Below are 22,241 nucleotides of genomic sequence, written 5' to 3' on the forward strand. Positions count from 1 at the left end.
ATTCAATTATCCGATCTTTCTTTTAGTATTAATTACATTAACTCCCTTAAACAGCGCTGTTGAAGCGCCATGTGATACCGCGCTTGATTGTGCAGGCTGCCCTTTACCATCATTAAAAGCACCGCCTAAACTGTAATCGCGTTCATCGCAAACCTGCGCACATGAATTCCAAAACTCCTGTGTATTGGCCTGGTAAGCTACATCATTAAGCATACCTGCTATTTTCCCCTCTTTGATCTCATAAAATAGCTGACCACCAAACTGGAAATTATAGCGCTGCTGATCTATCGAGAAAGAACCATCGCCAATAATGTAAACACCTTTTTCTACATTTTTGATCATGTCATCAACACTTAAAGGCGTTTTCCCCGGCTGCAGGGAAACATTTGGCATACGCTGAAATTGTACATCCTGCCAACTTTGCGAGTAGCAACATCCCTGCGATTCGTTTAAACCAATGATATGCGCCTGATCACGGATAGCCTGGTAATTAACCAAAACACCATCTTTAATGATATCCCATTTTTTACATTTTACCCCTTCATCATCATAACCTACCGCACCTAATGAGCCTACCTGGGTTTTATCGCCCACAATATTTACGGCCTTACTGCCAAAGTTAAACTTGCCAGATTTCCATTTATCCAACGTAAGGAAACTGGTACCGGCAAAATTAGCCTCGTAGCCCAAAACGCGGTCAAGCTCGGTTGGGTGACCAACGGATTCGTGAATAGTTAACCACAAATGTGATGGATCAAGAACCAGATCGTATTTACCTGGCTCAACAGACTTTGCTTTTAACTTTTCGCCGGCCTGTTTGGTCGCAAACTTCATATCCTCAATCATATCATAGCGCTTTTTGTAACGGGTAGTTACACCCAAAACTTTTTCGCTTTCCAAAGGATCAAGATACTCATAACCCATTCCAACAGGTGAGCTTAATGATCGGCGGGTTTCAAATGATCCCGCTGTAGGATCTATTTTAGTTACCGTAAAACTTGGATAAAGCCGGTGAACATCCTGATCGATATATGAACCATCTGTTGAAGCAAAATACTTTTGCTCATTAACTGCAAACATGATGGAATTTACAAAGTTGACTCCACCTGCCATAGCTACTCCATTTGCGTTTAACAATAAATCTACCTTTTCTTTAATAGGTACTTCAAACGCGTTTTTTGTTAAAGGTGTTTTCCAGTTAACCTCGCCATAACCTTTTTGAGGGGCAAGCTGTACTGGCGCTCCGCCAATTTTAGCATTAGCCTTGGCTACCGCCACAGCTTTTAAAGCGGTTTTGGCCATACCCTCTTTGGTTACATCATTGGTTGCCGCAAAACCCCAACATCCATTAGCGATAACACGGATACCTATCCCGTATGATTCGGTATTGGCTATATTGAGCACCTTATTTTCGCGGGTAACCACAAACTGGTTAAGATAGCGACCAATGCGCACATCGGCATATGATGCACCGTTTGATTTAGCTGTGTTTAAAGCCACATCGGCAAGTTCTTTTTTGATTTTTACATCAACGCCTTCCAGCGCCTGCAAAGGATCAATCGTTTTACCAAGCGCGTTCATGCCGGGCAACATCATTGCGCCGGCCCCCATGCCTGTTAAATAAATAAAGTCACGTCTTCTCAAAGTATATTCCTCCTTTTAGTATTTAATAGCTATAAAAATTTAGCCTCGACCCACAAATACACAAAGGCTATCAAAAGCAAAACATAAAAATATATTTTACTTACAGCAATCGTGATTTTTTCGTGTATCTGTTTCGTTACATTTAAACTAATTGCATTTTTAGCAGTGTAGGCTTTCGTATCCGCCAGCTTCTTCAATGTGCGGATATTTTTCCAGTCATTATCTTTGTATATATAAAACCAGTTTACAAGCCCGTTTGCTTGTTTTACCGACTGCCAACCGGGCGCCTGCGGCCTATAACTAACACGCCATTCAAAAGGCATGAGGCTATTTTGTAACGAGGCTAGGTCAGCCTCGCCAATTTTTATTGATGAAGGATTTGTAGCGGTTTCCAATTGTAGCTGAACCGGATTTGATAACGATGGTATGGCCGACAATATACTCCAATGTTCGGCCACCAGTGTAGCCCGTGCAGCCTTAGTAATCAACAACGACCATAAGTTGGCATAGTCGTTTTTATTGCCATTCAGCACCCAGCTAAAGGTATTATTTAAAGGTGTAAATACTAACTTTCCGGCACCCGCTAATGTACTGCCTGCTAAAACATGCCCATGCTCATCGCTTACCAATGATTGGGTATTATTTTGATTGTTAATGTACACCAAGCCCGCATTTAACTTGGCAGACTTTACTATTTTACCTTGCAATAGAAGTGACACCGGTATGAGATCTTTTCCCGCCAATCTATCAGAAGGAAAATCGCGTTGCAGCCATGAGTTTGAATGTTGAGTACTATCGGCCCTAATAACTACACCTAAACCTTTTTGGGTTACCGCCTGCTGTAATACAGCGGCATCTGCCCCATTAAGCGTTTTTAGCATCGCTAAATCCCCAATTAAAACATCAAACTGGCCAAGCAACGAAGCAGAAAGATGATCAAGTGAAAATTGCTGCATGTTAATAAACTCTCTGTTGAATTTATCTCTGCTAATGGCGGAGCGAACAGCAATGGAATAGCCTTTTTCAGATAACCAGTTCTTTAGAAACCTAATTTCAAAATCGGGCGATGCGGTTAATATCAATACTTTTAAAGGTTTTACCGGCTCTATTTGTACGGGAATAGTTTCCCTTTCAATAGTATCCGTTCCTGCAATAGCCAGTAAGCTATATATGTTATTTCCTGCGCTTTTAGGTATAGTACTCAGGTTAAATGAGCTCAACGTATCTGTGCCAATACTAATTGAGTCCAAATCAGTACTTAATCCCTTCAGTATAAGTTTTATTTTTTTTGCAGATGAATTTTTAAAACTCCCCTGGATGTTTAATTCTTCACCAATCTTTAGTTTTTCATTCCAGCTAATGGCGGTAATTCCATCATTAACCGGCACCTGATTTAAACTGGATATAACAGGTAAATGGTTTAATTGCTGCAGATCTTCCGCATTTAAACCATCGCCTAAAATCCGTAACCGACTTATTTTAAAATCATTTACTAAATCATCTACATTATTTAACAATACCGCTTTATGGATAGTCTTTTTTATATCGTTGTTTAGGGTAAACAGCTTTTCTGCATTATATCGGTTCAAGCTATCTGTGTTGAATCCCTCTGTTAACAACACGGCTTCGTTATTATCCTGTTTGGCAATATCAGCTTGATAAGTTAAGGGCAATGCAATACAGGCCATTGCAACAACCACTACAATAACCGCGATAATACGCTGAAATAAACGTGCTTTATTAAGGCGGGTATATTCCTTCCATACCACAAAAAACGCCAGTAAAATGCAAATAATGATAACGCCAGTATTCCAGTTCATTTGCAGCTATCGGTTTAAACGGTTAAGGTTTTTATAATACTCCTGCGATAAGCCCATATCTATAGAACTTTGATTGGATGCAGGCGCTTTTTGCGCGGGTGATAAGGTTTTTTGAATTGCCCTTTCAACTAATGCTATATCATACAATTTAACACTCGCCTGCTTTGCTAATATCCTGCGCATGGCACTTAAGGCTGATAAATAAATGCCCGGTTGTGCCGACGCCTTTAAGCTAATTTGTTGGTTTGCAAGCGCCAACACGTGTTCATCTAATTCATTTAATTGTGGCTTAACTTTTAGCTGCTCCAGTACTGTCACTGCTTTTTTGAGGTTTTCAAATTGATCTGTTCCCGGTTTAATATCCTCTTTATATGCTGGTTCAGTAATTTTCGACAAATCGCCGCTTAAGCGTTTCTCCAGTTTCAATGGAGGGGGATTATAGGAAGTTTTAGCCACATACATTCTTGATTTTTGCTGAAGGTCTTTTAGCAGGCGCAATGCTTTGTATTCAAATGGCAAAGCATCCTGTGGTTTGTACAGCCTCAATTGCAGCTCGGCCTTCCACATTTCAGTTAGGGTTGCTTTCAACTGTTTTTTCAATTCAGGATCAAAAAACTGGGCGTCCTCTGCATTATCGTGCTTATCGGTGTATTTATCCAATATTACGGCCGCGTTTCCGTAGTTATTGATATCGCCAACAGGATCGTTCTTTTCATCAGCCGGATTGATATCCGATTCAGATTCCTCTCCCAAAAACTTACCATAACGCAAACGAAGTAATTTCTGGTCAACCCCAAGATCATTGCTCCTGTTATTGAATTTTTCTGTGCTAACACTGTCCTTGTCTTTTAATAGCTTTTCTGTATCGAGGATGATCTGCCGCTCACTCCTGAAAAACTCAGGTTTTTGATTTACCCCGCTAAGCATGCCATCCATGCTTAATAGTTGCGCTGTATCCTGTATAGATACCGTATAAACATCCGTTCTGCTTTGCTGCTGACGGGTATCGGTTGCCTGAATATAAAAATAAAGCTCATCACCTGGCTCCATATCCAACGCTTGAAGATTGACCAATTTTTGCAGATTATACTGCGATTGATGACCACTGAATGACGTAGAAAAATCAAGCTTATATTCTTTAAACTTAACCGCTTCACCGCTGCCTTTAGCTACAGTGGCAAAAATAAGGGCATTGCCTACACCATAATCATCGTTGATGGCGGCATCAATACTTATCTTCCTGGCCTCTCCGGCATCTATGTAGGTGTATTGTTTTGGCGATTTAATATGAATTACCGGCGGCTGATCAGTTATTACCTGCACCTGGTACAGATCAGAAAGTTTACCATCCACATTTACCTGGTAAAATCCAGCTTTGTTGATTTGCTTTTGGGTTTGCCATTGGTTTTTCCCCGTGCTTAAGTTTTTTAAAGTAATTATTTCTTTATCATTGAATAGCAGCAAAACCTGCTTTACAGCAATATTGGTAGTTATTTTCCAGGTTACGGTTGAACCGTCTTCTACATTTAAGGTGAATTTATCCTGCTCACGTTTGGTTTTACCTGTATAAGCCGGTGGATTGACAGTTACATTCACGGCCGAGATTTCGGGCAATATAATTTCAGGAACTTTGGACTTTTCTGAAGATATGGCAAGGTGATTGGCAACAGAAATCAATGAATGGTGCTTTCTTGCCAGCCAATTTATACCTAAAGCGACGATTAGTAAGAGTAAAGCCAGTTTAATCCGCTTTAAAAATGAAGGATGTGATTGTGGTACTTGCCGCAGGTGAACTTCTACTTTTGCAAGTTGTAATCTTTCGAGCAGGTTTAGCTCATCGCCCGATTTTAAGACCAGGCTACTGCTTTCTTCCAGTTCTGGGTAATGCTGATCAAGAAAGTTAGAAATAACTCCATCTCTTACCATCCACGATTTCCGCACGAATAACAGAATCAACATGCTTAAAACAAATAAAAGCAATACCCAAAGTTCGGAAGCTCGAAATACATCGGTTACCAGAGCGCTTACGATGACAGAAAAAGCAACAGCAAAAAGTACATCAGCAATTAACTGACTGCCGATGTACCATTTGCGAATTGCACCAATTTTATATCTGCCTGTGCGCTTATCCATTTACTGGTAGTAGTTTGTTTTTGTGGGCCATCCATCTTTCAATTAAAAATAGCAAGATTAATGTTAGCCAGAGATAATGCGATAGATCTGTTTGTACGTTTTTCTTCTCTGAACTGGAATTTTGAGCAGACCAAATAATATTTGGTAGTAATTGCCGACGATCTAAAACCCTACGATCATTTATATTAACTATTTTATAATCAGAGTTATATACAACTAACTTCATCAATAACTTTGCGAAGTTATCACCCCAAACCATGTCATTCCATACAGGATTAAAGCGGGAATAAAAGTGATACGCCAACACGCTCCCATTTTTATTTATACTTAAAACCGGGTTGCCATATCCATCAACCCAAATGGATTGCCTATTTAAAGCACCGTTTTTAATCAGCTTATATAATGCAGGCTTTCCGTTTTGGCCGGCCAATGCAATAGGATCATTTGTTTTTATCCAGGACGTAGTATTGCTTACCTTGCCCGGCTCATAACTTAATATACGGACAGTTTTCTGCAGACTGTTCTTATCAATGGCCTTTTCTGACAACCAAAAAAGCCAGTCATTCCCCATTGGTAATTTTCCAGAGTCATTAAATTGTTTAATAACAATTTTACGCAGCGTAAAACTGCTTATTGCCAACAGTGCCGATTTTAAATAAGCAATATCAGCAGCATTCTTATCGCTATAAATAGCTATCCTTAAAACGGAGGTATCAATAGCAACAGGAAGCTGCGTGCTGTTTTTTAAACTTATAAGTGGATCACCTTTTTTTACATTCACCATAAAAGGCGAGTTGGAGTCCCCCGCTGATTTAATCATGTAATTTGTAAAATAAATTCCCGACGGCTTACTGCTACCTTTAACAACTTTAATTGAATTATCATTGGTAAACCACGCGCCTTCAATCCAGGTGCTTGTTGAATCTGCCGGGGTGTAGGTTTGCCAGTGCAGGTTGAGCGATACAGATGGTTTATTACCGTTAAAATATCTTACCTGATTTGGTGTAAACAAGTATACAGGAACAGTGGCAGGCAGTTGATTATTTAAGTGAGCTACTAAATTCCAGTAGTTTGTTACTTTAAATGTATCTCTTAAAACTTTATTAATGAGAATCTTATTTAAATTAACCTTTTCAAAACCTTTATTTAAATAATGAAACTCATAGCCAGCTTTGATTAACGAATCAATAGATGTTTTATACTTACCATAACTTTCATTTATATTCTCTTTGGGAATAAGTATCCAGCCTTTTGCTTTGCCTGATGAAAGATATTGCCGCCAAACCGGTGCCGCTAACAGAAGAGCAAGTATGGCTAATAAGAGGCATCGCACCAGGAATAGAGGAATATCATTCAGCTTAAAACTGCGGCTGCTTTTTTGGGCAGCAGCGGTTATAAGTGCTATGCTTCCAACTTTTAAAGTTTTGCCAGGTTTTATATTCCACAGGTGAATAATTACCGGGATGCTTATCGCGGCAATACCAAACAACCATAAGGGATTTAAAAACTGCATTTGTATAATATTTTATAGCGATGGGTTTGAAAGCCGTTTTACGGTTTAAAATTTACTTTTATTCCTTTGAACCAAAAAATCACGCAGGGCTTCATCTAAGGGTTGCGCTGTGCTTATCATCCGGTAATAAATATGCTTTCCTAACAATTGCATCCTGATATTTTCTAAATGGGCACTTAACTTTTCTTTGTATTGGGCAGCTTGCTCTGCGTTTACTTCTACGGTTTGCCCGGTCTCAAGGTCTTCCAGTGTTGAATAGCTTTTAAAATCAAAGTCGAGCTCATTTTTCCCCATCAGGTGAAAAACAACAACTTCGTGTTTCAGCGCGGATAATGAATCCAATAATCTACTGATCTCATCCCCTGCCTGGTACATATCAGTAACAAAAACCAGTAACTCTTTGCGGCCATCGCCCGCGAACAATTCTTTATAATGCACAGGTTGCGTAAAGGTACCTGCCGGCTTTACCTCCTGCAAGTGATATAACAGGCGTTGCAAGTGTTGCGGATCGGGTTTGGAAGCCAAAGAAAATAAACTGCCATCCCGAAAAACGTATAAGCCAACAGAATCCCCCTGCAAATTTGATAACCATGCTAATGATGCAATAAGGAAACGCGCATAGTCTATCTTTTTAATCCCGTTGTCATCATGGTTCATGGACGCACTTGCATCTACCAGGAATCTTACAGAAATACTGGTTTCTATTTCTGATTCCCGGATGTAATACCTGTCACTTCGGGCAAACATCCGCCAGTCAAGCCAGCGCAAATCATCACCAGGCTGGTAACTGCGATACTGGCTAAATTCCAGACCGGGGCCTTTAACTTTACTTTTATTAAAGCCATTCATAAAGCCATCAATAACCGTTTTCGCCAGTAATGGCAAATCCTTAATGGTCATTAATACTTTCGGATCAAGCATTTTGATTTTGGATTTGGGATGTTCGATTTGGGATTTATTTTGTCTGAATAATTATTATCAAGCTTAGGTCGTTGCGTCGTACCTATGAGTGACAAGTTGTAGAATCCCAGACTTACGAAGTTTTAAAAACTTCGTAAGTCTTTCGCCGCTTGTCATTTCCACCTTTAGAGTTTTCCGAATTTAAAAACTCCCAATAACGTATCTTAAAGCGCCTTCGGCCTGACTATCGCCCTTATCAACTCCGCAGTTACTTTATCTGATGTTATATCCTCTGCTTCGGCCTTAAAGTTCATCAATATCCGGTGCCTTAAAACAGCTGGCGCCATAGCATGAATATCTTCCATTAAAACAGCGTATCTTCCTTTTAATAATGCACGTGCCTTTGCGGTTAATATCAGCGCCTGCCCTGCCCGTGGGCCTGCTCCCCAACGAACCCATTCTTTTATATAGTTCACGCTGGTAGTATCGGGGCGTGTGGCACGGATCATCTGGCTTACATATTTTACAAGATCTTCGCTTATCGTTACCTGCCTAACCAGGGCCTGTGCCTGTATAATTTCTTCAGCGGTGATAACAGCTTTAACATCCGCTTTTTTTGTACCGGTTGTTCTGTTCAATACTTCAAATTCCTCCTGCTCGGTTGGGTATCCAATTTTTATCAGCAATAAAAATCGATCTAACTGGGCTTCTGGCAAGGGATAAGTACCGGCCTGCTCAATAGGGTTTTGGGTTGCAAGAATAAAAAAAGGTTTATCCAGCGGATAAGTTTGCCCGCCATACGTTACTTCAAACTCCTGCATTGCTTCCAGCAAAGCCGCCTGTGTTTTTGGTGGCGTGCGGTTTATCTCATCAGCCAATATAATATTGGCAAATAAAGGTCCTTTGTTAAATTTAAAGAAACGTTTACCAGTAGCGTGATCTTCCTCCAATATTTCTGTACCGATGATATCGGTTGGCATCAGATCGGGCGTAAACTGAATGCGCCTAAACGCTAAGTGCAGCGCCTGCGACATGGTTTTAACAATGAGTGTTTTGGCCAGGCCAGGTACACCCTCTAATAAACAATGCCCTCCGGCTAAAAATGCTACGAGCAGCTCATCCAATATGGCATCCTGCCCTACAATTACCTTTTGTATTTCGCTTTTTAATTGCGGTAACTTGGCAAGCAGAGCTTTTATCTTAATTTCGGTCAGTTCCAAATTCAATACGTATTTAAAGTACCGTCACAATATATTACCCTTTTAAGTAATTACCATTATTTTTTATTAAAAATCAAATAAAGTATCTAAAACTTTACAAGCTAAGCAAACAAAAGTGATTTCAGCATAAAATATTGTACTACTTTTAAGTTTTTTAAACAAGATGGCATTCAGCGGAAAATTTACGTTTACCAGGTTAAGTTACCATTCGGGCGATTGGGATACCGATCAGCGTATGCCATCAAACCTGCTTAACTCTTTGCTGGAATATACTACCGTACCCATCGAACAGCAGGAAAAGGTAATCCCTTTAAGCAGCGATGACATATTTCAGTATCCGTTTTGCTATTTGAGCGGGCATAAACTGGTACAATTTGACACCCGGGAACGGGCCAACTTTAAAAAATATGCCGAGAACGGTGGTTTTATTTTTGTAGATGATTGCAACCATGATATAGATGGGTTGTTTGCTAAATCATTCGAAGCGCAAATGGGATCTCTGTTTGGCTCCACAGCACTTAAAAAGATTCCCAATAACCATAAAATATATCATTCCTTTTTCTCCTTTGATAAAGGACCGCCAACCACCAGTTTTGAATTAAATGGCTGGGGCGACGACCTGGTTCATGATTACCTGAAAGCAATAGAAATTAATGGTCGTATTGCGGTTTTGTACAGCAGTAAAGATTATGGCTGTGAATGGGATTACGATTTCAGGAATAAACGTTTCCTGGCCGAAGATAATACCAAGTTTGGTGTAAATATTATTATGTACGCCTTAAATTATTAGCACCTATAGCTTGCCTTTAATTTGTATTTTCATTAATTTCCCAAAACCTAACCAGGCAGATTGATGATCAATGAATACTACTTATTAAAGCAGGGTGAAAAAGAAGGTCCGTATACCCATATCGAAATAATGGATATGGAAATTGAGGCCTATCAACTTATACTTTCGCCTTTGGCAGATGATTGGCAGAGCGCAATTGATATGCCCGAATTTGAAGAATATTTTAAATCATTAGGGATATTTTTACCTGATAAACGCAACGTAGCTAATTTTGGCTGGCGCTTACTTGCATACATCATTGATTACGTGATATTGATTTTACTCGCTGCCATAATAGGCGGTTTAGTTGGCGTATTAGAAAGCCTTACATCCATATACATCAATTCAGATAATGAAAACGAGATTTGGATAACCAGGTTGATAGGTGTAATAATGTTTATGCTATACCATAGTGCGTTTGAATCAACAAAAATTCAGGGAAGCATTGGCAAAGCACTATGTAAATTAATAGTGGTGGATATCAATGGCCGACGCATTAAATTTGGCAGGGCTTTGGTTCGTAACCTTAGTAAAATTTTATCCGGTTTATTTTTTGGTTTTGGATTTTTCAATATTTTATGGAGTACGCTAAAACAAGGCTGGCATGATGAATTGGCAAAGACTTATATTGTAAGAAAGATCAATTATTAATTTGCAAGGCAGTTTTTTAATGGCTTTCGTACAAAAAAATCAATTAATCTTAACTAACACTTAATATCCAAACTTCACTCTTTATATTTAGGAACTAATACTGACTGACATTGAAAAGAAAAGATTTCCTTTACCTCACCGGAATGGGCATTAGCGCATCCATGCTTAGCAGGATCCCCGTTTTCGGTTCGCCCGTGTTACCCGGCCATGATATGAGCCCGGTAGATGTGGCCTTAAAAAAACGAATGGCCGATGTGGCTTTAAATGCAGCCCGGTCTAAAGGCGCAACTTATACCGATGTGCGTATAGGTCGTTACCTTAACCAGTTTGTGGTTACCCGCGAAAACAAAGTGGAAAATATTGTCGACACCCAATCATACGGTATGGGGATCCGCGTTATTGCAAACGGTTGCTGGGGATTTGCGGCTACAGACAAGCTGGATAATGATAGCATAGCCAAAGCTACCGAGTTGGCCGTATCTATAGCCAAAGAAAATGCCCGCATCCAAACCGACCCGGTACAATTGGTGGCGCAAAAAGGCCATGGTGAAGTAACCTGGAAAACGCCGATTGAAAGAAACGCGTTTGAGGTGCCGATGAAAGAAAAAACAGACCTTTTGCTTTCTGTTAATGACGCCGCTATGAAAGGTGGCGCCAATTATGTAAATTCCATACTATTTTTGGTTAACGAACAAAAATACTTCGCTTCTACAGATGGTTCATACATCGATCAGGATATCCATAGGATCTGGCCGACATTCGCGGTTACTAAAATAGATTCTAAATCTGGTAAGTTTGAAACCCGCCAATCACTGAGTGCCCCGCGTGGTATGGGTTATGAATACATGATCCCCCGCGAAAGCGACAAGATAAAAGGTGTAACCACCCTTTACCGTGATCGTTATGATATGATTGAGGATGCACGGGCTGCAGCTACACAGGCCGAACAAAAATTAAAGGCAAAATCTGTTGAAGCTGGTAAGTATGATCTTGTGCTCGACCCAAGTCACCTATGGTTAACTATCCATGAATCAGTTGGTCACCCTACCGAGCTTGACCGCGTTTTGGGCTATGAGGCCAACTTTGCCGGTACAAGCTTCCTTACCCTGGATAAATGGCAATCTGGTAAGTTTAATTTTGGCAGCAAAAATGTAAACATCGTTGCCGATAAAACCCAGCCCGGGTCATTGGGTGCAGTTGGTTATGATGATGAAGGTGTTGAGGCCAAAAAATGGGATGTGATTAAAGATGGTGTGCTGGTTAATTACCAGGCCATTCGCGATCAGGCGCATATCATTGGGCTTAAAGAATCGCAGGGATGCTGCTACTCGCAAAGCTGGCAGGATGTACAGTTCCAGCGTATGGCAAACATCTCCTTACAGCCGGGCAAAACTCCAATGGGTTTAAACGACATGATCAAAAATGTAGAGAAAGGCATTTATATAATAGGCGATAGTTCCTTCTCTATCGATCAGCAGCGTTACAATTTCCAGTTCAGCGGTCAGCTTTATTACGAGATCAAGAATGGTAAAATTGTAGGTATGCTGAATGATGTGGCTTACCAATCAAACACACAGGAGTTTTGGAATTCATGCGCGGCAGTTTGCGATCAGCATGATTACCGTTTAGGCGGCTCATTCTTTGATGGAAAAGGGCAGCCTATGCAGGCCAGCGCCGTATCTCATGGCTCATCAACAGCCCTGTTTAAAGGAGTTAACGTTATTAATACAGCAAGAAAAATTTAAATACTATGGCCATATTAAGTGAAGATGAATGCCGCGCAATATTAAAAAAAGCGCTTAGCTACTCTAAAGCCAATGAATGTGAAATTAATTTTGGAGGATCAGACTCCGGCAATATAAGATATGCCCGTAATACCGTTTCAACTAGCGGTGCCCTTAGTCAAACCAATATGGTTATTTCTTCGGCATTTGGTAAAAAACTGGGCGTAGTTACCACCAATGAATATGATGATGCTTCTGTTGAAAAAGCTGTACGCCTATCAGAGGAGCTGGCACAGCTGGCGCCGGAAAACCCCGAGTTTGTTTCCTTTTTAGGTCCGCAAACTTACGCGCCGCGTTCAAAAACATTCGTGCCCGAAACTGCCGCGGTTACCCCTGCTCAACGTACAGATATGGTTGATCAGAGTCTTAAAATAGCAAAAGACAATAAACTCATAGCTGCAGGTTTTTTACAGAATAGCGCAGGTTTTAGTTCCATGATGAATTCACATGGGCTATTTGCATACAATACATCTACTGATATCAATTTCTCGGTAACCTTGCGTTCTGAGGATGGTACGGGATCTGGCTATTCAACTAAAGGATATAATGATGTAAGTAAACTGGATACGTTGGCGTCCACCAAGATAGCAGCTCAAAAAGCAGCCGGTTCAAAAGGCGCAAAAGCAATTGAACCCGGCAAATATACAGTGATACTGGAACCTGCCGCAGGTATAGTGTTGCTTGAACAGCTGTATGGAGGCCTGGATGCCCGTAGCGCCGATGAAGGCCGTAGCTTTTTAAGCAAGCCGGGAGGCAAAACCAAACTTGGCGAAAAAATGGTTGATGAAAGGGTGAATATCTATTCTGATCCCTCTCACCCTGATTTGCCAACAAGCAGTTGGACAGGCGATGGCAGGCCGCAGGAGAAGATCACGTGGATAGAGAAGGGTGTGGTTAAAAATCTAAATTACTCTCGCTACTGGGCTCAAAAACAAGGCGTAAAAGCAACACCTTATCCTGATAGTATTATTATGGATGGAGGTAATGCCACATTAGAGGAATTGATAAAAGGAACCGAAAAAGGGATCCTGGTTACCCGGTTATGGTACATCCGCCCGGTTGATCCGCAAACACTGCTATTTACCGGACTTACCCGTGATGGTACTTTTTATATCGAGAACGGACAGATTAAATTCCCGATAAAAAACCTCAGGTTTAATGAAAGCCCGGTTATCATGTTAAATAACCTGGATGCTTTAGGCAAACCTGAGCGTACTGTGAGCGGAGAATCGTCACAAAATGCGTTGATACCGCCAATGAGAATCCGTGATTTTACTTTTACCTCACTTTCGGATGCGGTTTAAATAATTATTCCATTTTATACAACAAAGCCCGGTCTTTACTCAAGAACCGGGCTTTGTTGTATAAGAACTATTACCAAAATCTTACATAAATAGCTGATAGAAAAAGGAGTATAACAGCAATAAGAATTATTGATGAGGCCTTCAGCTTAAACATTCCTTTATCTACATATATCGCTTTGGCATTGATTAGTGGTCCGGCTAAACTCATTGTAACCATCACAATAAAAGTGATCAGAAACGACCAGCTGAGTGATATGAAAAATGGTATTTCAAATTGGCCGGAAGCATTTGGAAATGCTGAGTAAAGCCAGGTCTCCGGTCCAAAAACTTTAACCGCAAACTGGTTAAAAAACACAGACGCTGCAAAGCCGGTTAATATACCAACGATAGCGGCTTCACCTGTGGTACGTTTCCAGAACATACCTAAAAGAAAAGTAGCTAAAACCCCAGGACTAACAAAGCTTGAATATTTTTGAACAAATGTATATCCTCCTTCACCACTGATACCCAGCATATCGTTCCAGGTAAAGGCTACAGCTATTACTAAACTGCAAACTATGGCAATCCGGCCAACCCACACCATATTACGCTCGGTGGCTTTCGTGCTCATATAGTTTTTATAAACATCCAGCGTAAAAATGGTAGCAATACTATTCACCTTACCAGCAATAGATGCTACAATGGCAGCTGTTAATACTGCTAATGACAAGCCCTTTAATCCCGAAGGTAAGAAGGATAGTATGGCCGAATAAGCGCCATCTTTGCTACCGTTGATCAGCATAGGTAAATGGCCATGTTTGTACAAAACAAAAGCTACTATACCTGGTAACATTACAATAACCGGCATCAGTATCTTTAATAAACTTGCAAACAGGATACCGGTACGGGCAGTATGTAAATTTGCGCCCAGTGCACGCTGTGTGATGTATTGATTACATCCCCAGTAATTAAGATTACTGATCCATTGTCCACCGGCGTACATGGCAAAACCGGGTAAAATCAAATATTTACTTATGGTTTCTACAGATGAGCCGTGAGCAGGTTTCTTAAATATGAGGTGGAAGTGGTCGGGAGAATCTTTTAAAATTAACTTTAAACCAGTTAACGCATTCTGACCGAACCCGAACTTGTCGCTTACTATAGTTAGTGACAGATAAGTAATGGCAAGCCCACCGATGATGAGCACAGCAACCTGCACTACATCAGTATAACCAACCACCTGCATGCCACCCAAAGCGATGATAACACCGAATATAGCCAGGCCGATCATGATTTGATGAAGATATTCCCCGCCCAATAAACTGTTGATTGCTAATGCGCCGAGATATAATATAGCGGTAAGGTTAACAAAAACATATAAGAACAACCAAAATATCGACATTACCAATGCTACGCCACTGTTATACCTTGTTTTTAGGAATTGCGGCATGGTGTATATTTTATTTTTTATGTACACAGGCATAAAAAATACTGCGACGATGATTAGCGCGGCTGCTCCTACCCATTCATAAACAGCTACTGCTATGCCGGCGAAAAAGCCGTCGCCACTCATTCCGATAAATTGCTCGGCAGATATATTGGATGCGATGATGGATGCACCAATTGCCCACCAGGTTAGCGTGCCTTCGGCCAGGAAAAAACTGTGTGAACTGGAATTGGTTTCCGTTTGTTTACGACGATAAACCATGTATCCGTAAACTGATACCAATAAAAAATACACAAAAAAGACGATAAGATCGCCTATAGAAATATGATTCAGCATGTTTGTTTTTGTAACAGGGATTAGGTTATGCCCGGTTCATTTTTCAAATCTATAAAATAAAACGGATTGGCAAGGTTTTACATCACATTAAATGTCAACAACACAGCTTTAAGCATTTCGTAAATTGAAACATTTAAAGCCACCGGATTATCTAAATAAATAATCCATACAAGGTGCATAAAGTATTATTTACAAATACTTTATGCACTTTATTTATTGTTATAATAATGCAGATTATATAAACAAGGGTATCTATTTACAACTAATGCTTCTGTTAAAACTTGAGGGTTGACGGTAGATATTTAGCCACCAGATCTTCATAATAAGGACGCAGTTCTGACCAATTTGGTGGTACCGGGCTCTTAGAATATAGATCATAAGGGTTAAACTGTGCTACTGCCTTAAACAATTGATGATCATGAGCGGTCATCAGGTGACTATAGGCATTTTCCCGGTGTTGCGGGTAAAAGGAATGATAACGCAACATGTACAAAGCCTGCTCTGGCAGGTAAGGCTTCATCATGTGGTAAATATATTCATCGTGTCCCCAGGTCATGTGTACGTTATCTAAACCGCAATTTGGTTCGTAAATTCCATATTTGGTATTATACCGGGGATCGTGATGGTCTTTATTATCTTTAAAGTATTCAGAAAATACAATCTTATCAGAGAAGGCGCAGCCTACCGGGTAACTATCGCCTACAACAGCCCATTGGGGCTCCCCAAACAGGCACAGCACTTTACCCAAATCATGAAACAAACCGGTTAACACCATCCAGTCTGGCCGGCCATCGGCACGGATAGCTTCTGAAGTTTGAAGCAGGTGCTGTAACTGGTCAAGATCGGTATCTGGATCTGAGTCATCAACCAGTTGATTCAGAAAATCAAAGGCATCCCAAACAGACATTTCTTTTTTATCGAATTTTAAATACTGCTCCTTTTTCCGTAACACAAAATCATAGGTTTGATTAATATGCTGAAGGCGATAAAATTCTCTTACGGTATCCTTTAAATTAGCTTCGTAATTACGGTAGGCTTCGGTATCCCGCCCGGCGGCAATGGCTTCGGCATCGGGGTAGCGATCTAAAATATCATCTTCCCATTCATCTATTGAACTTAAAGGGCCTTGGTTGGGGGTTTCATTTAGCTTGCTCATAATGTTATAATTTAAAAGGAAATGCAATTGGTAAACAATCGTTTGCGGCTGTGTTATCCAAATTTCTTTATTTTAAACATTACATTTATTAAAAACGGTTAATTTATTTGCTTAAACGTTTAACTAAATTAGCAGTGTTTTCTTTTTTAATTTAATATACCTTTAACACCCATGGCCAGCGAAATCAAAAGCGATAAAGTAAATATGAAGGCACTCGCCAAAGTGTTAAACGTATCTATCGCTACGGTATCAAAAGCCTTGAGGGATAGCCATGACATTGGCCCCGAAACCAAATTGAGGGTAATAGAGGAAGCCCGTAAATTAAACTACGTACCCAATCCTTATGCCAGCAGTCTGCGTAAAAAGGCCAGCAATACTATCGCTATCATCATCCCCGAAATTGCCGATAGTTTTTTTAGCCAGGCAATTAACGGCATTGAAAGTGTTGTAGCCATAAAAAAATACCACACCTTAATTTATCTAACCCATGATAGTTATGAGCGCGAAGCTTATATGTTTGGTGAACTTGCCAGCGGGCGGGTTGATGGCGTAATTATGTCTGTTGCCAGCAATACAGAGGATACTAAACATATTAAAACATTACAGGACAGCGGTATTCCGATTGTATTTTTCGACAGAGTTTTTGACGATATTAAATCCGTTAAAATCACCACCGACGATTTTAACAGCGCCTATACGGCCACAAACCACTTGTTAGACGCCGGGTGTAAAAACATATCGCTGATCACCATAAAAGGATATCCATCCATCCTATCAGCCAGGGAAGAAGGATACCAACAGGCATTGGCAGAAAAGGGAATTCACCCCAGGGAATCGAGTGTGGTTACCTGCTCCAATAAATATAACAACGAAAATGTAGAGGTGATTAAGGAACATCTAGCCAAGGTGAAACCCGATGGTATAATAGCCACCGTTGAGCATTTGGCTACCTCAACCTACCTGGCATGTGATGAAATGAAGCTAAACATTCCAAAAGATGTAAAAGTAGCTTGCTTTACCAACCAGATCACCGCTCCTATTTTGAACCCTCCACTTACTACTATTTTGCAACCAGCCTATAATATGGGTAAACAAGCTGCCCAACTGTTATTTGATCACCTATCCGGCAGGTATGTGGAGACAAATAAAGAAATAGTTTTGCCCTCAAAATTGGTGGTAAGGGCATCAACCGCTTTTAATTAGTGAATTGGCGAGTTAGTGAATTAGCGATTGAGAACTTTGCCTAAAATCAATCTGCAGATTATTCACTAACTCGCCAATTCACTAAATCACTAATTATTTAATCCTTCTGCGGCACACTTGTCATTTTAAAGGCCAAGGTACCTCCATGACTAATCTGCTCATGAGATATCATATGATTTTTGATGGGTTGACCATCAAACGTAACTTCCTTTACATATTTGTTTTGTGTTGACAGATCTGTGGCTTTAATAACCAATTTATTGCCATTTTGCAGCGTTAAAGCAATGTAAGGGAATTGCGGCGCGCCAATACTATAATATCCTGATGCGGGTGTAACGGGATAAAAACCCATGGTGCTAAATATATACCAAGCCGACGTTTGTCCGCAATCGTCGTTTCCGTTGATGCCTACCGGGGCATTCCTGTAATTTTGCCATGAAGTATTTTGTCTTACCAACTCCTGTGTTTTCCATGGCATCCCACAGTAGTTAAACAGGTATATATAATGATGACCTGGTTCGTTATCAGCACGGTAATGGCCATCATTAAAGTTATGTGTTAATTTATCAGCAAACGGTTTTTCGCCGCCCATCAGGGCAATCATACCCGGTACATCGTGCATAGCACCAAAAGTATAAGTCCATTTGGTACCTTCAGTAAAGCCGCTATCCGGCTTGGCCGACCATTGTCCGTTTGAGTTACGTGGAGCCATAAAACCGGTGGAATTATTATATACATTCTTGTAATTGCCGCTCCAGGTTATCAATTGATTATAATCTTCTGTTTTTCCTAAAGCTTTGGCCAATTGAGCCACACAATAATCATCAATACCGTATTCAATAGTGCGCGAAACTGATTCCCTCACCTTATCCACCGGAATAAAACCTAATTTATGGTAATAAGTAAGCCCTCCCCTTGCTTCAAAGCTGGTCCACAGGTCGCGGTCGCCCCATTTCTTTTGAGTGTCGCCATCCGGGGCTTCAAAAGCATCTTTATGCAAAGCTTCATAAGCTAATTTGGTGCTATAGCCACGGAAACCTTTCACATATGCATCTGCCACTACAGCGTCGGCATGTGTGCCAATCATGATATTGGTATAAGTTGGGTTTGGCCACATGGGCATCCAGCCGCCTTCCTGGTACATTTGTAATAGTGATTTCACCATGCCATTGACACGCTCGGGCTGAGTTAATATAAGCAACGGGTGCAACGCCCGGAAAGTATCCCAAAGAGAATAATCGTTATAAGAAACGCCGTTATGTACCTTGTCATCAAAAGCACTGTAATACCTGCCATACTCAGAAAATTGCCTTGGAAATAAAAGTGTATGATAAAGCGCGGTGTAAAAAATAGTCTTTTGCTCGTTTGTGATCCCGTTAACCTGTAATACTTTAAGCTGCTCTTGCCAGTTATCACGGGTATCCTTAACTACTTTATCAAAATCCCAATCAGGAATTTCCTTTTTTAGATTGGCGCGTGCCTGATCAATACTGATGAAAGAAGTAGCCACAACAGCTTTTATTACGGTATTGGTAATAGTTTTAAAGGAAATAAAAGCACCCATCCGGGTTCCAAATTGCTCTTTACTGCCTTTTTTTATGGTGCTTTCATCCCAGGTACCATATTTTCGGATCTGTTTATCAAATTTAATAATAAAGTAACCTTTAAAGTTTTTAAGCTCGGGCCCAATTTGTGAAGATTGCCTGTCGGGGTTATAGCCGGTTATTTCGTTATTAATGGTATCTACATGCACATAGCCTTTTAATTTTTTGAGTCTTGGCGCATAATCATTTGCCCAATCTTTAAGTTCGGGATTAAGATTAATGCCCTGAATTATGAGGTGAGCCTTTTCGGCAGCAGGAAATGTAAAACGGAACATACCACAAGTATTGGCACCCGCAATTTCGGCTTTGATCCTGGTGTTGCCATCTGCTTTTAACCTTACCGAATAGTAATACGGTTTTGTTACCTCGTCTTTATGATCATATGATAATTTGCGCTCTTTAGGCAAAACACGCAGATTGCCTATTTGGGGCATAATGGACACATAGCCATAATCGCCCATCCAAACGGTAGGCTGATGCGTTGCCAATAAACCAATTACCGATTTATCTTCATATTGGTAGCACATGCGGCCCATTTTACTTTCGCCGGTTTGTGCCACAAAATTAGTCATTGCAAAAGGTACATTTACGCACGGCATTGTGCCGCCGCCATCCAAACCCTTTGCAAAGCCGGTGATAGCTGTACCAATTAATGGATTAACAAAATCCACCTCGTCCTTATGTATTTTTGAGGCTACTTGCTGTGCATTAGCCGCTTCAAAAAGCATTGTAAAGAGCATTAACAGGAGCGCACTTCGTTTTAATTTCATGTAGAATGTAGATATCATATCAATAGAATGTGGTTTACACCTATTTAGGTTTCAAGACAAATCTCTAATTTTTATTTCCATAAACACCCTATTTTCAAATAAAGTTTGGAAGAGATTGACTTTATCATGGACCGTATATAAAATATTAAACCGGGCTGGTGCATAATTGCGCACCAATCCGGTTTAATATTCTATCTTAGTTAACATTAAGCTTTTGTTTGTGTAGGTTATTATCCAACCCTACATTTTAACTTTCTTTTCACCGGCGTCTACTCCTTTTATAAACTTAATTAGTCCTTTCATATAAGTTTGCTGATCGTCATACAAACTCATGTGGCTGCCATTTACGCAGTACAGGTAACTCCCATTTTGAACTCTATTGGCTATCATTTCCATATGTTTAGGATCCATGGTATCATACTGACCTCCAATGCTCAGCATGGGAACAGCAATCTTAGGCAAATCGGCCACACGATCCCAGTTTACCAATTTACCGGCAACACCAAATTCACTTGGCCCCTGCATGGTTACATATAACGATTCGTTCAATTTACCTAAGGAGCGATTCACCGGCTCGGGCCATTGATCAAGAGGGATACGACAAATGTGTTTGGCATAAAAATTTGGCATCAGCAATTGCATATATTCAGGATTTTTAAAATCACCCTTAGCTTCAATTGCTCTTATACGTGCTAAAACTTTTGGATCGAACTGTTTAGCCAGTACATCATTGGCATATTTACCATAATCGGGGATGCTCATCATCATATTTGATATAATGAGGCCCTTTAAATGCTGCTGGTACTTTTGGGCGTACTCCATGGCCAGGATGCCACCCCATGAATGACCGAGCAGATAAAAGTTACTACTATCCAGTTTTAAAGCCTGGCGCACCTGTTCTACCTCTTCCACATAGCGGGGCAAACTCCACATGGATGTATCCTTAGGATTATCAGAGTTACCGCAACCCAACTGATCATAATAGACCAATTCAATACCTTCGGCTGGTAAAAAGCTTTCCATACATTCAAAATACTCATGTGTGGCACCGGGGCCGCCGTTTAACAACAGCAGTTTAATTTTAGGATTATTACCTATTTTTTTTGTCCATACATGAAATTTACCTTTTGGGGTATTGATAGTTACAACCTGCACTCCACCTGTTTTTACACCAACTGTAGTGTCCTGAAAATAATTACTTAAGCTGTTATCGTTTTTTGAGGCACTTCCCGGTCCTTTGCAGGCACACAGGCAGGTAAAAGCGATTAGCATAAAGGCTTTAAAATAACTTCTCATCATACTTGGTTTGATTAGGAAATAAAGCTAATAATTAAATTTCGACTTAAAAACTTGTTTGCATGAATGCCGCATATCGCCCCCCAAATTGTCTCATACACACCGTATCAGTTTGATGTTCATACAGGTATATTTGTATAAATCAATGATAAACAATAGCTATTATGGAAATTAAACAGAAGATCACCCCGTTTTTATGGTTCGACTACCAGGCAGAAGAGGCCATAAATTTTTACACCTCCATATTTAAAGATTCGGAAGTAGGAAACATTGCCCGTTATGGCAATGCCGGCCCCGGTGAAAAAGGAAAAGTACTAACAGGTACATTCACATTGGCCGGCCAACAATTCATGGCCCTAAACGGCGGCCCAATGTTTAAATTCAACGAAGCCATATCGCTGTTTGTTGACTGCAAAGACCAGGATGAAGTAGATTATTTTTGGGATAAATTATCAGAAGGTGGCGAAAAATCAAGGTGCGGCTGGCTAAAAGATAAATTTGGCCTGTCATGGCAGGTAGTGCCCAGCGCGTTAGGTGAACTATTATATAATACCGATCCTCAAACATCGGGAAGAGTGATGCAAGCCATGATGAAAATGGATAAGATAATTATTCAGGATTTAAGGGACGCCGCAGAGGGCAAATAGTTTTG

General features: G+C 40.4%; 16 protein-coding genes. 6 read left to right on the plus strand and 10 right to left on the minus strand.

The window, feature by feature from the left end; all coding sequences use genetic code 11:
* Nucleotides 1-6: 6 nt before the first annotated feature.
* From AC1D0K_RS02995 to AC1D0K_RS03020, 6 genes are all read right to left on the minus strand, one after another.
* Nucleotides 7-1,644: a TldD/PmbA family protein gene (locus AC1D0K_RS02995; RefSeq protein ID WP_477397490.1), complete on the minus strand. Its 1,638-nt coding sequence runs from the start codon at nt 1,642-1,644 to the stop codon at nt 7-9.
* A 29-nt stretch (nt 1,645-1,673) separates the two neighbouring features.
* Nucleotides 1,674-3,464 carry a hypothetical protein gene (locus AC1D0K_RS03000; RefSeq protein ID WP_477397492.1) on the minus strand — a complete coding sequence of 597 codons (1,791 nt, stop codon included), beginning with the start codon at nt 3,462-3,464 and terminating at the stop codon, nt 1,674-1,676.
* A 6-nt stretch (nt 3,465-3,470) separates the two neighbouring features.
* Nucleotides 3,471-5,597: a hypothetical protein gene (locus AC1D0K_RS03005; protein ID WP_477397494.1), complete on the minus strand. Its 2,127-nt coding sequence runs from the start codon at nt 5,595-5,597 to the stop codon at nt 3,471-3,473.
* Entirely contained in the window at nt 5,590-7,110 is a 1,521-nt protein-coding gene (locus AC1D0K_RS03010; protein ID WP_477397496.1) for a BatA domain-containing protein, read from the minus strand. The genes AC1D0K_RS03005 and AC1D0K_RS03010 overlap by 8 nt, the downstream gene beginning before the upstream one ends.
* A gap of 45 nt (nt 7,111-7,155) precedes the next feature.
* A complete protein-coding gene (locus tag AC1D0K_RS03015; RefSeq protein WP_477442378.1) occupies nt 7,156-8,031 on the minus strand; it encodes a DUF58 domain-containing protein in 876 nt (291 codons plus the stop codon).
* 203 nt (nt 8,032-8,234) lie between these two features.
* On the minus strand, nt 8,235-9,230 hold the full coding sequence (locus AC1D0K_RS03020; protein ID WP_477436913.1) for an AAA family ATPase: 996 nt from the start codon (nt 9,228-9,230) through the stop codon (nt 8,235-8,237).
* Between the two features lie 163 nt (nt 9,231-9,393).
* Here AC1D0K_RS03020 and AC1D0K_RS03025 point away from each other — a divergent pair, with 163 nt between their 5' ends.
* The 4 genes from AC1D0K_RS03025 to AC1D0K_RS03040 all read left to right on the plus strand — a co-directional run bounded on the left by AC1D0K_RS03025 (nt 9,394) and on the right by AC1D0K_RS03040 (nt 13,798).
* Nucleotides 9,394-10,020 carry a DUF4159 domain-containing protein gene (locus AC1D0K_RS03025; protein ID WP_477442376.1) on the plus strand — a complete coding sequence of 209 codons (627 nt, stop codon included), beginning with the start codon at nt 9,394-9,396 and terminating at the stop codon, nt 10,018-10,020.
* Between the two features lie 63 nt (nt 10,021-10,083).
* The gene (locus AC1D0K_RS03030) at nt 10,084-10,710 is read left to right on the plus strand and encodes an RDD family protein (protein WP_477397657.1); all 627 of its coding nucleotides are present in this window, start codon (nt 10,084-10,086) and stop codon (nt 10,708-10,710) included.
* A gap of 110 nt (nt 10,711-10,820) precedes the next feature.
* Nucleotides 10,821-12,455 carry a TldD/PmbA family protein gene (locus tag AC1D0K_RS03035; RefSeq protein WP_477397655.1) on the plus strand — a complete coding sequence of 545 codons (1,635 nt, stop codon included), beginning with the start codon at nt 10,821-10,823 and terminating at the stop codon, nt 12,453-12,455.
* A gap of 5 nt (nt 12,456-12,460) precedes the next feature.
* Nucleotides 12,461-13,798: a TldD/PmbA family protein gene (locus AC1D0K_RS03040; protein ID WP_477397652.1), complete on the plus strand. Its 1,338-nt coding sequence runs from the start codon at nt 12,461-12,463 to the stop codon at nt 13,796-13,798.
* 70 nt (nt 13,799-13,868) lie between these two features.
* Here AC1D0K_RS03040 and AC1D0K_RS03045 read toward each other — a convergent pair whose 3' ends face one another.
* Nucleotides 13,869-15,560, minus strand: a complete 1,692-nt coding sequence (locus AC1D0K_RS03045) for a sodium:solute symporter family transporter (RefSeq protein ID WP_477397650.1) — start codon at nt 15,558-15,560, stop codon at nt 13,869-13,871.
* Nucleotides 15,561-15,834: 274 nt separating this feature from the next.
* The gene (locus AC1D0K_RS03050; RefSeq protein WP_477397648.1) at nt 15,835-16,716 is read right to left on the minus strand and encodes an inositol oxygenase family protein; all 882 of its coding nucleotides are present in this window, start codon (nt 16,714-16,716) and stop codon (nt 15,835-15,837) included.
* A 171-nt stretch (nt 16,717-16,887) separates the two neighbouring features.
* Between AC1D0K_RS03050 and AC1D0K_RS03055 the strand changes: the two genes are divergently transcribed.
* Entirely contained in the window at nt 16,888-17,919 is a 1,032-nt protein-coding gene (locus AC1D0K_RS03055) for a LacI family DNA-binding transcriptional regulator (protein WP_477397646.1), read from the plus strand.
* Nucleotides 17,920-18,016: 97 nt separating this feature from the next.
* On the opposite strand, the gene AC1D0K_RS03060 is transcribed toward AC1D0K_RS03055, so the two are convergent.
* Nucleotides 18,017-20,311 (minus strand): GH92 family glycosyl hydrolase, encoded by a 2,295-nt coding sequence (locus AC1D0K_RS03060; protein WP_477397643.1) that lies wholly within the window; start codon nt 20,309-20,311, stop codon nt 18,017-18,019.
* Nucleotides 20,312-20,533: 222 nt separating this feature from the next.
* Complete coding sequence (locus AC1D0K_RS03065; protein ID WP_477397641.1) at nt 20,534-21,592, minus strand: proline iminopeptidase-family hydrolase; 1,059 nt, start codon at nt 21,590-21,592, stop codon at nt 20,534-20,536.
* A gap of 161 nt (nt 21,593-21,753) precedes the next feature.
* Between AC1D0K_RS03065 and AC1D0K_RS03070 the strand changes: the two genes are divergently transcribed.
* Nucleotides 21,754-22,236 carry a VOC family protein gene (locus AC1D0K_RS03070; RefSeq protein ID WP_477442372.1) on the plus strand — a complete coding sequence of 161 codons (483 nt, stop codon included), beginning with the start codon at nt 21,754-21,756 and terminating at the stop codon, nt 22,234-22,236.
* Nucleotides 22,237-22,241: the final 5 nt, after the last annotated feature.

This window comes from Mucilaginibacter sp. P1_A3 (assembly GCF_056406855.1).

What these genes read in the sequence shown, in the direction of transcription:
- AC1D0K_RS03030 (WP_477397657.1), top strand. Translation starts at nt 10,084, where the DNA reads ATGATCAATGAATACTACTTATTAAAGCAGGGTGAAAAAGAAGGTCCG.
- AC1D0K_RS03005 (WP_477397494.1), bottom strand. Translation starts at nt 5,597, where the DNA reads ATGGATAAGCGCACAGGCAGATATAAAATTGGTGCAATTCGCAAATGG.
- AC1D0K_RS03045 (WP_477397650.1), bottom strand. Translation starts at nt 15,560, where the DNA reads ATGCTGAATCATATTTCTATAGGCGATCTTATCGTCTTTTTTGTGTAT.
- AC1D0K_RS03065 (WP_477397641.1), bottom strand. Translation starts at nt 21,592, where the DNA reads ATGATGAGAAGTTATTTTAAAGCCTTTATGCTAATCGCTTTTACCTGC.
- AC1D0K_RS03040 (WP_477397652.1), top strand. Translation starts at nt 12,461, where the DNA reads ATGGCCATATTAAGTGAAGATGAATGCCGCGCAATATTAAAAAAAGCG.
- AC1D0K_RS03010 (WP_477397496.1), bottom strand. Translation starts at nt 7,110, where the DNA reads ATGCAGTTTTTAAATCCCTTATGGTTGTTTGGTATTGCCGCGATAAGC.
- AC1D0K_RS03000 (WP_477397492.1), bottom strand. Translation starts at nt 3,464, where the DNA reads ATGAACTGGAATACTGGCGTTATCATTATTTGCATTTTACTGGCGTTT.
- AC1D0K_RS03015 (WP_477442378.1), bottom strand. Translation starts at nt 8,031, where the DNA reads ATGCTTGATCCGAAAGTATTAATGACCATTAAGGATTTGCCATTACTG.
- AC1D0K_RS03060 (WP_477397643.1), bottom strand. Translation starts at nt 20,311, where the DNA reads ATGATATCTACATTCTACATGAAATTAAAACGAAGTGCGCTCCTGTTA.
- AC1D0K_RS03025 (WP_477442376.1), top strand. Translation starts at nt 9,394, where the DNA reads ATGGCATTCAGCGGAAAATTTACGTTTACCAGGTTAAGTTACCATTCG.
- AC1D0K_RS03070 (WP_477442372.1), top strand. Translation starts at nt 21,754, where the DNA reads ATGGAAATTAAACAGAAGATCACCCCGTTTTTATGGTTCGACTACCAG.
- AC1D0K_RS03055 (WP_477397646.1), top strand. Translation starts at nt 16,888, where the DNA reads ATGGCCAGCGAAATCAAAAGCGATAAAGTAAATATGAAGGCACTCGCC.
- AC1D0K_RS03050 (WP_477397648.1), bottom strand. Translation starts at nt 16,716, where the DNA reads ATGAGCAAGCTAAATGAAACCCCCAACCAAGGCCCTTTAAGTTCAATA.